General features: G+C 73.6%; 1 pseudogene. It reads right to left on the bottom strand.

The annotated features are described in order from the left end of the window. A pseudogene (gene phzC / locus FLO80_RS23715) lies at window positions 1–541 on the bottom strand (phenazine biosynthesis protein PhzC); the annotation flags it as partial.

The following is a 541-nucleotide window of genomic DNA, read 5'->3' as shown; positions in this document are numbered from 1 at the left end:
CTGGCGGGTGCGCTCGCCGATCCACGGCCAGTGGGTCGACCCGAGGTAGACCCGGCGCTGCTCGTCCTCGCGCAGCATCGACAGCTCGTAGTCGAGCAGCAGCATCTCGTGGCTGGTCCAGACCGGCGAGGCATTCGCCTCCTGCCCGGACGCGGCGTCCCAGCCCAGGTGGCGCATGATGTTGCGCGCCGCCGCATAGCCCTTGAGGATCCGCTGCGGATCGGCCCGGCGCTGCTCGGCATGGGCCTCGCGGCCGTTGACCATGTCGCCGCGATAGACCGGCAGGGTCTGCTCGCCGACCTGCTCGTGCGGCTTGGAACGCGGCTTGGCGTACTGCCCGGCGATGCGCCCGACGCGGATCACCGGCCGCCGGCCGGCCAGGCGCAGGGCGCCGGCCAGCAGTTCCAGCACGGCGGCCTTGCGCGCCACGTTCTCGGCATGGTGGTCGTCCATGTCCTCGGCGCAGTCGCCGCACTGCACCACCAGCGCCTCGCCGCGGGCGACCCGCGCCAGGGTCGCGCGCAGGGCCAGGATGTCGCCG

Source organism: Aquicoccus porphyridii, assembly GCF_008369105.1.
Lineage (GTDB): Bacteria > Pseudomonadota > Alphaproteobacteria > Rhodobacterales > Rhodobacteraceae > Aquicoccus > Aquicoccus porphyridii.
This window is presented reverse-complemented; position numbering and strand designations above follow the sequence as displayed.